Annotated in this window: 10 protein-coding genes; 9 read left to right on the plus strand and 1 reads right to left on the minus strand. The window is 63.9% G+C overall.

Going from position 1 to position 12,981, the window contains the following annotated elements; genetic code table 11:
• Positions 1-2 precede the first annotated feature (2 nt).
• Genes murG through murB form a run of 3 tightly spaced genes read left to right on the plus strand, consistent with a single transcriptional unit; the run spans position 3 to position 3,510 of the window.
• Positions 3-1,127, plus strand: a complete 1,125-nt coding sequence (gene murG, locus M2267_RS06170) for an undecaprenyldiphospho-muramoylpentapeptide beta-N-acetylglucosaminyltransferase (RefSeq protein ID WP_429113259.1) — start codon at positions 3-5, stop codon at positions 1,125-1,127.
• A complete protein-coding gene (gene murC / locus M2267_RS06175; protein WP_192446742.1) occupies positions 1,124-2,533 on the plus strand; it encodes a UDP-N-acetylmuramate--L-alanine ligase in 1,410 nt (469 codons plus the stop codon). Before murG ends, murC begins: the two co-directional genes overlap by 4 nt.
• A gap of 2 nt (positions 2,534-2,535) precedes the next feature.
• Positions 2,536-3,510 (plus strand): UDP-N-acetylmuramate dehydrogenase, encoded by a 975-nt coding sequence (murB, locus tag M2267_RS06180; protein WP_429113261.1) that lies wholly within the window; start codon positions 2,536-2,538, stop codon positions 3,508-3,510.
• A gap of 346 nt (positions 3,511-3,856) precedes the next feature.
• Here the strand turns inward: murB and M2267_RS06185 are convergent, their stop codons facing one another.
• Positions 3,857-5,167, minus strand: coding sequence for an MFS transporter (locus tag M2267_RS06185; protein WP_043615905.1), 1,311 nt, complete (start codon positions 5,165-5,167; stop codon positions 3,857-3,859).
• Positions 5,168-5,491: 324 nt separating this feature from the next.
• Here M2267_RS06185 and aqpZ point away from each other — a divergent pair, with 324 nt between their 5' ends.
• From aqpZ to lpxC, 6 genes are all read left to right on the plus strand, one after another.
• Positions 5,492-6,178 carry an aquaporin Z gene (gene aqpZ, locus M2267_RS06190; RefSeq protein ID WP_429113263.1) on the plus strand — a complete coding sequence of 229 codons (687 nt, stop codon included), beginning with the start codon at positions 5,492-5,494 and terminating at the stop codon, positions 6,176-6,178.
• 310 nt (positions 6,179-6,488) lie between these two features.
• Entirely contained in the window at positions 6,489-7,415 is a 927-nt protein-coding gene (locus M2267_RS06195; RefSeq protein WP_429113264.1) for a D-alanine--D-alanine ligase, read from the plus strand.
• The gene (gene ftsQ, locus M2267_RS06200; RefSeq protein ID WP_043615914.1) at positions 7,403-8,353 is read left to right on the plus strand and encodes a cell division protein FtsQ; all 951 of its coding nucleotides are present in this window, start codon (positions 7,403-7,405) and stop codon (positions 8,351-8,353) included. Before M2267_RS06195 ends, ftsQ begins: the two co-directional genes overlap by 13 nt.
• Positions 8,350-9,681 (plus strand): cell division protein FtsA, encoded by a 1,332-nt coding sequence (ftsA, locus tag M2267_RS06205; protein ID WP_034792498.1) that lies wholly within the window; start codon positions 8,350-8,352, stop codon positions 9,679-9,681. The genes ftsQ and ftsA overlap by 4 nt, the downstream gene beginning before the upstream one ends.
• 97 nt (positions 9,682-9,778) lie before the next feature.
• Positions 9,779-11,566 (plus strand): cell division protein FtsZ, encoded by a 1,788-nt coding sequence (gene ftsZ / locus M2267_RS06210; protein ID WP_192446737.1) that lies wholly within the window; start codon positions 9,779-9,781, stop codon positions 11,564-11,566.
• 334 nt (positions 11,567-11,900) lie between these two features.
• Positions 11,901-12,854 carry a UDP-3-O-acyl-N-acetylglucosamine deacetylase gene (gene lpxC, locus M2267_RS06215; RefSeq protein ID WP_429113267.1) on the plus strand — a complete coding sequence of 318 codons (954 nt, stop codon included), beginning with the start codon at positions 11,901-11,903 and terminating at the stop codon, positions 12,852-12,854.
• The last annotated feature ends 127 nt before the right edge of the window (positions 12,855-12,981 follow it).

Raw genomic sequence — 12,981 nt, forward strand, 5'->3', positions numbered from 1 at the left:
ATATGACTAAAGGCATCATCCTGCTTGCCGCCGGCGGTACCGGCGGCCATCTCTTTCCGGCAGAAGCGCTGGCCCATGAGCTGAAGGCCATGGGCTATTCGGTGCATCTGGTCACCGACAGCCGCGCCGAGCGCTACGCCGGCAAGTTTCCGGCCGACGAGGTGCATGTCGTGCCCTCGGCGACAATCGGCTCGAAGAACCCGGTCAGTGTCGTCAAGTCGCTCTGGACGCTGTGGAGCGGCATGCGCGCTGCGCGCAAGCTGATCGCGCGGCTGAAGCCCAAGGCCGTCGTCGGCTTCGGTGGCTACCCGACCGTGCCGCCGCTGCTTGCCGCCACCGGCATGGGCGTGCCGTCGATCATCCACGAGCAGAATGCAGTCATGGGTCGCGCCAACAAGGCGCTGGCCTCACGCGTCAAGGCGATTGCCGGCGGCTTCCTGCCGGAGGGCACCGGCGCCTTTGCCGCGAAAACCGTGACGACCGGCAACCCGGTACGCCCGGCGGTGCTTGCCGCGGCCAAGACACCCTATGCGTCGGCCGTCGGCGACGCGCCGTTTCATCTCGTCGTCTTCGGCGGCAGCCAGGGCGCGCAGTATTTTTCCAAGGCGGTCCCCCAGGCGATCTGCCGTCTCGACGACGAGGTTCGCCAGCGCTTCAAGGTCACGCAGCAGGCCAGGCCGGAAGACAAGGACGGCGTGATCGCCACCTATGAGAAGCTCGGCGTGCCGGCCGAAGTCTCGCCCTTCTTTACCGACATGGCCGACCGCATCGCCGGCGCCCAACTCGTCATCTGCCGCTCCGGTGCCTCGACGGTATCGGAGCTTGCGGTCATCGGCCGGCCGGCGATCCTGGTGCCCTATCCCTATGCGCTCGACCACGACCAGGCGGCCAATGCGGCAGCGCTTGCCGCAAAGGGCGGCGCGCGCGTGATCGCTCAAGGCGAACTCACGGCCGACCGTCTCGCCGGCATCCTCAACGATGCGATCGGCAAGCCGCAATCGCTCGCCGATATGGCGGCAAATGCCCGGGAAACCGGCAAGCCGGACGCTGCAAGCTTGCTTGCATCCCTCGTAGAGGCTATTGCCAGCGGTTTGACAGTCGAGAAATTCAGGGAAACACGCTCATGAAAATGCCGAAAACCATCGGGCTGGTCCATTTCATCGGTATCGGCGGCATCGGCATGAGCGGCATCGCCGAGGTGCTGCATAATCTCGGGCACAAGGTGCAGGGCTCCGATCAGTCCGACAGCGCCAATGTGCAGCGCCTGCGCGCCAAGGGCATCGAAGTCTTCGTCGGCCACAAGGCCGAGAACCTCGGCGACGCCGAGGTGATCGTCGTTTCGACCGCGATCAAGAAGGACAATCCGGAACTGATCGCCGCGCGCGAAAAGTTCCTGCCCGTCGTGCGCCGCGCCGAGATGCTGGCCGAGCTGATGCGCTTCCGCAATGCGATCGCGATCGGCGGCACGCATGGCAAGACGACGACGACCTCGATGGTCGCAGCGCTGCTGGAAGCCGGCGGGCTCGACCCGACCGTCATCAACGGCGGCATCATCAATGCCTATGGCACCAACGCCCGCATGGGCGAGGGCGAGTGGATGGTGGTTGAGGCCGACGAATCCGACGGCACCTTCCTGAAGCTGCCGGCCGACGTTGCCATCGTCACCAACATAGACCCGGAACATCTCGACCACTACGGCAACTTCGACGCCGTGCGCGCGGCCTTCCGCCAGTTCGTCGAGAACGTGCCCTTCTACGGATTTGGCGTGCTTTGCCTCGACCATCCGGAAGTGCAGACCATGGTCGGCAAGATCGAGGACCGCAAGGTCGTCACCTACGGCGAGAACCCGCAGGCCGACGTGCGCTTCCACAACATCCGCATGGACGGCGCCACCTCCGTCTTCGACATCGAGATCCGCCGTCGCCGCACCGGCCAGGTGATCCCGATGAAGGACCTGCGCCTGCCGATGCCTGGCCGCCACAACGTATCGAACGCGACCGCAGCGATCGCCGTTGCGCAGCGCCTCGGCGTCAGCCCGGAAGCGATCGCCAGAGGGCTCGCCTCCTTCAGCGGTGTGAAGCGCCGCTTCACGCTGACCGGCGAGACGAACGGCGTGCGCGTCTATGACGACTACGGCCACCATCCGGTCGAGATCAAGGCAGTGCTGCGCGCCGCGCGCGAGGCCTGCCAGGGCCGAATCATCGCCGTGCACCAACCGCACCGCTACTCGCGCCTTTCGAGCCTGTTCCAGGAGTTCTCCGCCTGCTTCAACGATGCCGACACGATCCTGATCGCGCCGGTCTATGCGGCGGGTGAAGAGCCGATCCAGGGGGCTACGGCGGAAGAACTGGTCGATCGCATCAAGGCAGGCGGCCACCGCGACGCCCGTTTTGTTTCCGGTCCGGAAGCAATCGCGCCGGTTGTCAGCAAGATTGCACAGCCCGGCGATTTTGTGGTTCTCTTGGGCGCTGGCAGCATCACCTACTGGGCGGCTGCCCTGCCTAAGGAACTCGCGGATATTTCAGGAAATTGAGCATGAAACAGGTCAACGGTCAGAAACTACTGGAATCGCTCGGAAGTGGCGTCAGCGCTGTGCGCGGCCGCATCACGCCGGATGCGCCGATGGATCGTGTCACCTGGTTCCGCGCCGGTGGTCTTGCCGAGCTCATGTTCCAGCCGCACGACACGGACGATCTCATCACCTTCCTGAAGCTGGTGCCGGCTGAAGTGCCTGTCATGGTTGTCGGCGTCGGCTCGAACCTTCTCGTGCGCGACGGCGGCATTCCCGGCGTCGTCATCCGGCTGTCGGCCAAGGGCTTTGGCGATCTGGAACTGGTTGGCGAAAACCGCATCAAGGCCGGCGCGATCTGCCCGGACAAGAACATCGCAGCCATGGCGCTCGACCACGGCATCGGCGGCTTCTACTTCTACTACGGTATACCCGGCTCGCTCGGCGGCGCGCTGCGCATGAACGCCGGCGCCAATGGCGCGGAGACCCGCGAGCGGGTCGTCGAGGTCCATGCGGTCGACCGCCAGGGCAACCAGCATGTGCTGTCGAATGCCGACATGGGCTACGCCTACCGCCATTCCGCGGCGGCGAAGGACCTGATCTTCACCCATGCGGTGTTCGAAGGCTATGCCGAGGACAAGAACAAGATCCGCACCGACATGGACGCCGTGCGCCAGCACCGCGAAACCGTGCAGCCGATCCGCGAGAAGACCGGCGGTTCGACCTTCAAGAACCCCGACGGCCATTCGGCCTGGAAGCTGATCGACGAGGCCGGCTGCCGCGGCATGATGATCGGCAGCGCGCAGATGTCGCCGCTGCACTGCAACTTCATGATCAACACCGGCCAGGCGACCGGCTACGAGCTCGAATATCTCGGTGAAACCGTGCGCCAGCGCGTGCTCGAACATTCCGGCGTCCGGCTCGAATGGGAAATCAAGCGCATCGGCACCTTCATGCCGGGTTACGAGATCAAGGAATTCCTCGGCCGCGGCATCGCTTAAGGCGGGGTTGCGAGGGATGCTTTGGAGAGGCCGTGGCGGCGACGCTGCGGCCTCTCGCTTTTTGGGGCGATGAGGACCGAGGAGAGGCCCACATCCTCCGTCATGCTCGGGCTGGACCCGAGCATCCACGCTCCAGCTGCGACATGGGTGGCCTTGGGAATGGATCCTCGGGTCGAGCCCGAGGATGACCAGAGTTGGGGCGAGCATCGTGGCCATAGATCGATGCTCAACAGTTCTCCGCTTTCTCGCAGAGGGTTCGCATGCCCTATAAACAAAGAGCCGCAGCGTTGCCGCTGCGGCTCTCCTTGTTTGCGGTCGGCCGCGCCCCGGGGCGCAGCCAGTCGTATCAGGCCGAAACCTCGTCTTCCGTCGACAGCACCAGGCACAGAAGCGTGATGGCGGCGGCGGCGAGCAGGTAGTAGCCGACGTAGTCCAGGCTGTAGTTGGTGGCGAGCCAGGTGGCGATATAGGGCGCCAGCGACGCGCCGAAGATGCCGGCGAGGTTGAAGGTCATCGAGGCGCCGGTATAGCGCACCGAGGTCGGGAAGGGGGCGGCGAGTGCTGCGCCGATCGGGCCGTAGGTGAGGCCCATGAGGCCGAGGCCGATGATCGAGAACAGGAAGGCGCCGCCGATGCCGCCGGCAAGGAGCGGCGCCATGAACAGGCCGAAGGCGCCGATGCCGATGGTGGTGACGATCAGGATCAGGCGACGGCCGTAGCGGTCCGAGAGGATACCGGCAACCGGGATCATCAGGCCGAAGAAGACGACGCCAGTCATCTGCACGACCAGGAACTGCTCACGCGAATAGCCGAGCTTGGCCGTGCCCCAGGAGAGCGAGAAGACGGTCATCAGGTAGAACAGCACGAAGGTCGCAAGCGCCACGAAGGTGCCGAGCACCAGGCTGCGCTTGTGGAAGCGGAAGATCTCCATGATCGGCACCTGCACGCGCTCGTGCTTGTCGACGGCCTTCTGGAACTCCGGCGTTTCGGTGATCTTCAGGCGGACATAGAGACCGACGGCGACCAGCAGGATGCTGGCGATGAACGGCACGCGCCAGCCCCAGGCGAGGAAGGCTTCGTTGCTCATGACTTCGCCGAGGATGAGGAAGGTGCCGGCCGAAAGAATGAAGCCGATCGGCGCGCCGAGCTGCGGGAACATGGCGTACCAGCTTCGCTTGCCCTCAGGCGCGTTCTCGGTGGCGAGCAGCACGGCGCCGCCCCATTCGCCGCCAAGCCCGAGGCCCTGTCCGAAGCGGCAAAGGGCGAGCAGGAGCGGGGCTGCGACGCCGATCGACGCATAGGTCGGCAGAAGCCCGATGACGACCGTGGAGATGCCCATGGTCATGAGCGCCGCCACCAGGGTCGCCTTGCGGCCGACCTTGTCGCCGAAATGGCCGAAGATCACGGCGCCGAAGGGGCGGGCGAAGAAGGCGATCGAGAAGGTCGCGAAGGATTGCAGCATTGCCGAGGTCGGATCGGCGGCCGGGAAGAACAGGTGCGGGAACACCAGTACGGCGGCGGTGGCGTAAACGTAGAAGTCGAAGAATTCGATGGTCGTGCCGACGAGGCTTGCGAACAGCACCCGGGCAGGGGAGTTCACTGCCGCGTGCTTTGACGCATTGTCCTTCGGCGACAGGGAGGTTGTCGCGTCTGTCATTATCATAATTCCTGATGTGGATTTCATACCGTCTTGGGAGGCGGGTGAGGGCCTCTTAACGCAAGTTTCGGCATGGCGAAACCCTGATACCGTAAGAAGTGCGAACGATATCGCCGCCATGCGCAGCAATCTTCTGCTGCGGCGCGGCCCAGGGCCGGCCGCACGGAACCGGCTTTCCGGTTGCGCGCCAACCGGCCTGCTGCCGGCCAAGGTTCACGCTTTGCGGGTGCGTGGTGCGGCCCGACAACCCGGATTGACGGGAATCAAATTGTGGCAAACTCTGGGCAGTTGAAGCGATCGGCTTCGTTTTTCAGGAGCGAATGCATGTTCAAAAAGCTTTCAGCAGAATTTCTCGGTACATTTTGGCTCGTTTTTGGCGGTTGCGGCAGCGCGGTGCTGGCTGCTGCTCTTCCCGGCGTTGGTATTGGTTATCTTGGCGTCTCCTTCGCTTTCGGTCTCACCGTCCTGACCATGGCCTATGCGGTCGGCGGTATTTCCGGCGGTCATTTCAACCCGGCCGTTTCCGTCGGCCTGACGGTCGCGGGCAAGTTCCCGGCGTCGAACCTTGTCGGCTATGTCATCGCCCAGGTGCTGGGCGCGATTGCGGCTGCCGCCGTCCTCTATGTGATCGCCAGCGGCAAGGGCGATTTCCAGCTCGGCGGCTTTGCTGCCAACGGCTATGGCGAGCATTCACCGGGCGGCTATTCGCTGACGGCGGCGCTGGTGGCCGAAGTGGTGCTGACCTTCTTCTTCCTGTTCATCATTCTCGGCTCCACCCATGGCCGGGTGCCGGCGGGCTTCGCACCCATCGCCATCGGGCTGGCGCTGACCCTGATCCATCTCGTCTCGATCCCGGTGACGAACACCTCGGTCAATCCGGCCCGCTCGACAGGGCAGGCGCTCTTTGTCGGTGACTGGGCGCTGTCGCAACTGTGGCTGTTCTGGGTGGCGCCGATCGTCGGTGCGGCGATCGCCGGCATCGTCTGGAAGATCGTCGGCGACGACGATTGATCAAGTCAGGATACCGTCACGCATGGACCCGCCGCCGTCGATGCGGCGGGTTTTTTCATTTTTTCTTCTGTTTATGCATTAGATTCAAGATTGCTCCGCAACCCTTTGATCTCTCGCTAAAATGCCTTGTTCCACATGCGCTTGCGCCTGCAGATGGCGTTTCATTTCCTGACTGGGGTTAACGAAAGTAAACGGTTCGTTAACCTTAATGACGTTCTAGTGACCCCAATGGCACAGCTGACTCGCGAGGGCGGGAGCCAGCCAGACGCAAGGAAACCTTGCGATAGTGGCGTATTGTCTGGGGGTTTGAATGAGCGGCAAGCATGTGGCTGTCCTGATGGGCGGATTTTCTTCGGAGCGACCGGTTAGCCTGTCGTCCGGGGCTGCCTGTGCGGATGCCCTGGAAGCTGCCGGCTATCGCGTCACCCGCATCGACGTCGACCGCAAGGTCGCAGAGACGCTGGCCGCGCTGCGCCCCGACGTTGCCTTCAACGCCCTTCATGGTCCGTTCGGCGAGGACGGCACGATCCAGGGCATCCTCGAATATCTCGAGATCCCCTACACCCATTCCGGCGTGCTTGCCTCGGCGCTCGCGATGGACAAGGCGCAGGCGAAGCATGTAGCGGCTGCTTCCGGCATTCCGGTCGCCGATGCGCAAGTCATGGACCGCCATGCCTTCGGTCCGAAGCATCCGATGAAGCCGCCTTACGTCGTCAAGCCGGTTTCCGAAGGCTCGAGCTTCGGCGTCGTCATCGTCAAGGAAGATCAATCGCATCCCCCGCAGGTGGTGACGTCGAGCGAATGGCGCTACGGCGACCGAATCATGGTCGAGCGTTATGTCGCCGGCCGTGAACTGACCTGTGGCGTCATGGGCGACAAGGCGCTTGGCGTCACCGAAATCATCCCGCAGGGCCACACCTTCTACGATTATGATTCCAAATACGTAAAAGGTGGTTCGCGCCACGTCATTCCGGCACAGATTTCACCAAATATTTACCAAAAAATACAAACACTCGCTCTGAAGGCGCATCAGGCAATCGGTTGTCGGGGCGTCAGCCGATCCGACTTTCGTTTCGATGACAGTTCCTCCGCTGAGGGCGAGCTGATCTGGCTGGAGATCAACACCCAGCCCGGCATGACTCCGACCTCCCTGGTGCCCGAGATGGCCGCGCATGCCGGCTACAGCTTCGGTGAGTTTTTGAGTTGGATGGTGGAGGACGCGTCGTGTTTGCGTTGAGGGGCAAAAGGGGCAAGAGGGTTCGTCACCTCGATGGCGCCGCCGCCGCCGATGTGGACGGCGCGCGCGTACTGCCGCGTCCGCTTCGTCGTGTCGTGCGCTTCTTCGTCAGCCTCGGTGCTGGCCGCATTCGTTTTCCCGCTCATACCGGCACGCTGTCGGCAATCGCCTTTTTCGCGGCAACCGGCTTCTACGGCATGTCGCTCGGCGGCCACACGCAGAATTTCGCACAGGCCTCGACCACGGCCGCGGGCTTTGCGATCGAAGACGTCAAGGTTTCCGGCAACGACCAGACCTCGGAAATCGACATTCTCCAGCAGCTCGGCCTCGACGGCACGACGTCGCTGGTGGCGCTCGATATCGCCGAGGCGCGCAAGCTGATTGCGGAAATGCCCTGGGTGCAGGGCGTTACCGTTCGCAAGATCTATCCCGGCACCATCGAGGTCAGCCTCACCGAGCGCAAGGCCTTCGGCATCTGGCAGCACGGTTCCGACCTTTCGCTGATCGAGCGCAGCGGCAGTGTGATCGCGCCCTTGCGCGACAACAAGTTTGCGGCGCTGCCGCTCTTCGTCGGTCGTGACGCCGAAACGGCGGCTGCCGATTTCTACGACGAGTTTTCCCGCTGGCCGGAGATCCGCTCGCGGGTGAAGGCCTTCGTGCGCGTGGCCGGCCGCCGCTGGGATCTGCGCCTCGACAACGGTATCGTCGTCAAGCTGCCGGAGCACGACGTCGCCCGGGCGATGAAGGTGCTCTCCGACATGGAAAGCCAGCACCAGCTCCTCGAGCGCGACATCGCTGCCGTGGATCTGAGGCTTGAAGACAGAACAACAGTTCAGTTGACGCCGGACGCAGTGACCCGGCGCGAAGTTGCCTTGAAGGCGAGGGACAAGATGCTGAAGGCGCAGGAGACCGAAAAGAAGAAAGAAGGCCGCATATGAGTCTGTTCGGTTCCTCCAGCTTTGGCCTGCCGCGTCTGAAGCCGCTTTCCTCGAAGCGGTCTCATGTCGTCTCGGTGCTGGATATCGGTTCGACCAAGGTGGTCTGCATGATCGGCCGGCTGACGCCGCGCGCCGAGAGCCAGATCCTGCCCAACCGTACGCATAGCGTCGAAATCATCGGCATCGGCCACCAGAAGTCCCGCGGCGTCAAGAACGGCGTCGTCGCCGATCTCGATGCGGTGGAAAGCGTCGTCCGGCTCGCCGTCGACGCGGCCGAGCGCATGGCCGGTCTCACCATCGACAGTCTGATCGTCAACGTTTCAGCCGGCCGGCTGCAGAGCGACGTCTACACCGCGACGATCGATCTCGGTGGCCAGGAGGTCGACGCCAACGATCTGCGCAAGGTTCTGTCGGCTGCCGGCCAGCAGTCGCTGCGCTCCGACCGCGCCATCCTGCACTCGCTGCCGACGGGCTTCTCGCTCGATGGCGAGCGCGGCATCCGCGATCCGCTGGCCATGTTCGGCGACGTTCTCGGCGTCGACATGCATGTGCTGACGGCCGAACGGGCAGCGCTGAAGAACCTCGAACTCTGCGTCAACCGCGCTCACCTTTCGGTCGAGGGCATGGTTGCCACCCCCTATGCCAGCGGTCTTGCAGCACTCGTCGACGACGAAGTCGAGCTCGGCTGCGCGGCGATCGACATGGGCGGCGGCACGACGACGATCTCGGTCTTTGCCGAAGGAAAGCTGGTTCACGCAGACGCTGTCAGTCTCGGCGGCCATCACGTGACGACGGATCTGGCGCGTGGTCTTTCGACCCGCATCGAGGATGCCGAACGGCTGAAGGTCGTGCACGGCTCGGCCCTGCCCAACAGCGCCGACGAGCGTGATATCGTTTCGGTTCCGCCGATCGGCGAGGACGACCGCGACCAGCCGACGCATGTGCCGCGCGCCCTCGTGTCGCGCATCGTGCGCGCCCGCATCGAAGAGACGCTCGAACTCATCCGCGATCGCATCCAGCGCTCGGGCTTCAGCCCGATCGTCGGCAAGCGCATCGTACTGACGGGCGGCGCCAGCCAGCTGACCGGCCTGCCGGAAGCGGCCCGCCGCATCCTCGCCCGCAATGTTCGCATCGGTCGTCCGCTCGGGGTTTCCGGGCTGCCGGCCGCTGCCAAGGGCCCCGCCTTCTCCACGGCGGTCGGCCTGATGATCTATCCGCAGGTCGCCGACCTCGAGACGCATGCCTCCCACGGCGGCATGTTCTCGGCGCTCGGCGCCGGCAACGGCCGCATCGCCCGCATGGGCCAGTGGCTGAAAGAAAGCTTTTGAGTGACGGCTGGCTCCGAACAGGGACGGGGCCGGTGAAGACAAACTGAAAGATTTGGCCGGCTCGGCAAGGCGGCCAGAAAACAGAAGGAACGGGACTATGACTATCAACTTGCAGAAGCCGGATATCACGGAGCTGAAGCCGCGCATCACCGTCTTTGGTGTGGGCGGTGGTGGCGGCAACGCCGTCAACAACATGATCACCGCAGGCCTCCAGGGCGTCGATTTCGTCGTCGCCAACACGGATGCCCAGGCACTCACCATGACCAAGGCTGAGCGCATCATCCAGATGGGTGTCGCCGTCACCGAAGGTCTCGGCGCCGGTTCGCAGCCGGAAGTCGGCCGTGCGGCCGCCGAAGAGTGCATCGATGAGATCATCGACCACCTCAACGGCACCCATATGTGCTTCGTCACCGCCGGCATGGGCGGCGGCACCGGTACCGGTGCAGCCCCGATCGTCGCACAGGCCGCCCGCAACAAGGGCATCCTGACGGTCGGCGTCGTCACCAAGCCGTTCCATTTCGAAGGCGCGCGCCGCATGCGGCTCGCCGACCAGGGCATCGCCGAACTGCAGAAGTCGGTCGACACCCTGATCGTCATCCCGAACCAGAACCTCTTCCGCATCGCCAATGACCGCACGACCTTTGCGGACGCGTTTGCGATGGCTGACCAGGTTCTCTATTCGGGCGTTGCCTGCATCACCGACCTCATGGTCAAGGAAGGTCTCATCAACCTCGACTTCGCCGACGTCCGCTCGGTGATGCGCGAAATGGGCCGCGCCATGATGGGCACCGGCGAAGCTTCGGGCGAAGGCCGCGCACTGGCCGCAGCCGAAGCCGCGATCGCCAACCCGCTGCTCGACGAAACCTCGATGAAGGGCGCGCAGGGCCTGCTGATCTCGATCACCGGCGGCCGCGACCTCACCCTGTTCGAACTCGACGAAGCGGCAACCCGTATTCGCGAAGAAGTCGACCCGGATGCCAACATCATCCTCGGCGCGACGTTCGACGAAGACCTCGAAGGCCTCATCCGCGTCTCGGTCGTTGCCACCGGCATCGACCGTACGGCCGCGGAGGTGGCGGGTCGTTCCGCCGACTTTCGTCCGGTAGCAGCAAAGCCGGTCGTCCGTCCGTCTGCCGCCGTTCCGGCCCAGCAGCCGCAGGCCGTTGCCCAGCACCAGCCGGCCCCGGTCCACCAGCCGGTGATGCAGCAGCCGGTCGCCCAGCCGGTTCAGCAGCCGATGCAGCAGCAGGCTACCGCCGACCAGATCGCCGCCGCCATCCGCGAAGCCGAAATGGAACGCGAGCTCGACATCGCGACCCGCGCCGCCCAGGTGCAGGCACAGGCTCCGGTTCAGCAGCCGATGCACGAAGACAACTTTCGTCCCCAGAGCAAGCTTTTCGCCGGTGCTGCACCGGTAGAGGCCGCTCCGGTCATGCGCCAGCCGCAGCCGCAGATGCAGCCGGTTCAGCCCCAGCCGCAGCCGATCATGCGCCAGGAGCCCGTCGCTCCGGTCATGCGTCAGCAGCCGGAACAGGTTCGCATGCCGAAGGTCGAAGACTTCCCGCCGGTCGTAAAGGCCGAGATGGACCGCCGCGCACAGCCGGCTGCCCCGATCGCGGAAGAGCGCGGCCCGATGGGCCTGCTCAACCGCATCACCAGCTCGCTGGGCCTGCGTGAACGCGAACAGACCCCGGCAGCCGCCGACATGACGGCTTCCGCACCGACCGCTGCTTCCCAGCAGCGCCGGCCGCTCTCGCCGGAAGCGAGCCTCTATGCGCCGCGTCGCGGCCAGCTTGACGATCACGGTCGCGCTTCGCCGCAGGCGCGCCCGCAAGAAGATGATCAGCTCGAGATCCCGGCGTTCCTGCGCCGTCAATCGAACTGATTGGAAGGCCCGTTCCTTCACCTTGCCGAATGCCCGGGCAACTGCCCGGGCATTTTTGCATTTTGTTCATCATTTCAGGTGTTTGATTCCATGTTACGGACCGTCGCAAATGCGTAACAAAGCGAAACGAACAGTGATTTGGAATGGTGCCTCCAAACTCCTATTTTCAGACTCGGAATTGGGGACGCATGCGATTCGATCAAGCGCTGTCTGTTCGAAACGCAGAGGACCGGTCGTTGAGCCGGGACTCTCGGGCATCTTTCTTGTGCCCTGAAGATCGTTGCGTCCACCAGCAGGTTTTGGCCATCGGCCACAGGTATTGAAAGTGACGAGAATGGGAATCGAATTGCTCGGGTTTCAGACGACGATTGCAAGCCCGGTAACGCTCAAGGGCATCGGCGTGCATTCGGGCGCAGAAGTGTCGATCACCTTCCATCCGGCCGAAGCCGATGCGGGCATCGTTTTCCAGCGCGTCCTGTCCAACGGCCGGGTCAGCGAATACAAGGCGGTTTCCTCGCAGGTCGGCAACACTGATCTCTGCACCGTTCTCGGCATGTCGCCGGCGACCTCGATCGCCACGATCGAACATGTCATGGCTGCGATCTACGCGCTCGGCCTCGACAACCTCACGGTCGAAGTGCACGGCGCCGAAATGCCGATCATGGACGGCAGCTCCGAACCTTTCATCGACGCGATCGAGCTGGTGGGTGTTCGCGCCCTTGCGGTCAAGCGTCGCTACATCCGCATCATCAAGCCGGTGCGTATCGAATCAGGCGCCTCCTGGTCGGAGTTCACGCCCTATGACGGCATGCGCTTCGAGGTCGAGATCGATTTCGATTGCCCGCTGATCGGCCGCCAGGCCTGGAAGGGCGACATGACACCGTCCGTCTTCAAGCGCGAACTGTCGCGTGCCCGCACCTTCGGCTTCATGCGCGATGTCGAGCGCCTCTGGGCCGCCGGCTTCGCACTCGGCTCCTCGCTCGAAAACTCCGTCGTCATTTCCGACGACAACGCCGTCATCAACGTCGAGGGCCTGCGCTACACCGACGAATTCGTGCGCCACAAGACGCTGGATGCGGTTGGCGACCTCTCGCTCGCCGGCGCGCCGTTCATCGGCTGCTACCGCTCCTACCGCGGCGGCCACAAGATGAACGCCAACGCGCTGAAGGCACTGCTCAGCGACCCGACGGCCTACGAAGTCGTCGAAACGGCAACCCCGCGCCAGCGTACCCGCGCGCGCGATATGGTTGCAGTGGCAGCTCCGGGCTTCGCGCCCTGGTCCGCATAACAAAAAAAGACATCATCTCCTCCAGTCGCCGGCCGAAAGGCCGGCATTTTCATGGTAGAGCTGCCACAAATTTGCATGAATCACCGATCATGACGTTGCGGTCTCAAGGTAACTTGCTCTAAAAGCG

Origin of the sequence: Ensifer sp. KUDG1, assembly GCF_050434285.1 — a bacterium.
Taxonomy (GTDB): domain Bacteria; phylum Pseudomonadota; class Alphaproteobacteria; order Rhizobiales; family Rhizobiaceae; genus Ensifer.